The 1,069-nt window shown below is 75.2% G+C and carries 1 protein-coding gene; it reads left to right on the top strand.

The window, feature by feature from the left end; translation table 11 throughout:
- The coding region (locus tag HW445_RS32205; RefSeq protein ID WP_180224284.1) for an ABC transporter permease at positions 1–911 on the top strand (911 nt) is incomplete at its 5' end.
- Positions 912–1,069: the final 158 nt, after the last annotated feature.

Below are 1,069 nucleotides of genomic sequence, written 5' to 3'. Positions count from 1 at the left end.
CCCTCGGCGTCTTCGCGCTGGCCGCCGCCTCGCCGTTCGACCCGGTGCGCGGCTACGCGGGCGACGCGGCGCTCAGCGCCGACCAGGAGACCCTGGACCGGCTCGCCGCCAACCTCGGCGTGGGCGAGTCGTTCGCGGTGCGCTGGTGGGACTGGCTGACCGCTGCCCTCCGCGGCGACCTCGGCGACTCCACGGTGCTGCGGCAGCCGGTCCTCGAGGTGATCACCGAGCGCGCCGTCTGGTCGGCCCTGCTGTGCGCGGTGGCGTTCGCGGTGGCCGTGTGCGTGGGCACGCTGCTCGGCGTGCTCGCCGCACGCCGCCCCGGCGGCCTGCTCGACCGGACGGTCACCGGGTCGGCGTACACCCTCTCCGCCGCCCCGGTCTTCTGGCTGGCGCTGCTGGCCGTGTGGCTCTTCGCGCTGCGCCTCGACGTGCTGCCGGCGGGCGGGCTCACCGACAGCGGGTCGTCGTACGTCTCCTTCGGCGAGGTGGCCGAGCACCTGGTGCTGCCCGCCGGTGTGCTGGCCGTCTCCCAGCTGCCCTGGTTCGTGCTCTACGTCCGGCAGGGGGTCGTGGACGCGCTCGCCGAGGACCCGGTGCGCGGGGCCCGCGCCCGCGGCCTCGCCGAGCGGACCGTCCTGCTGCGGCACGCCCTGCGGTCCGGGCTGCTGCCGGTGCTCACCCTGATCGGCTCCCGGGTGCCCGAACTGATCACCGGGGCGCTGCTGGTGGAGACCGTCTTCAGCTGGCCGGGCATCGCCGACGCCACCGTGCGCGCCGCCACCGCCGTGGACTTCCAGCTGCTGGCCGCGCTGACCGCCTTCGCCACCGTCGCCGTCCTCCTCGGCAACCTCCTCGCCGACCTGCTGTACGGCCTGTTCGATCCAAGGGTGGACTTCCGTGACATGTGAGCGCCCGGAGACATCCGTGACCGGTGAGCGCCCGGAGACTTCCGTGACCGGTGAGTGCCCCGAGACTTCCGTGACCGGTGGGCGCGCGGCGGCTGCCGCGACCGGTGGGCGTCCGGACGTGCTCGCGCCACTGCCGGTCGCCTGGCGATCGCGCGGCC

The organism is Streptomyces sp. UH6 (genome assembly GCF_013421635.1).
In the GTDB taxonomy this organism is placed as follows: Bacteria; Actinomycetota; Actinomycetes; order Streptomycetales; family Streptomycetaceae; genus Streptomyces; species Streptomyces abyssomicinicus.
The sequence above is the reverse complement of the archived record's forward strand: the minus strand, read 5'-3'. Positions and strand labels throughout refer to the sequence as shown.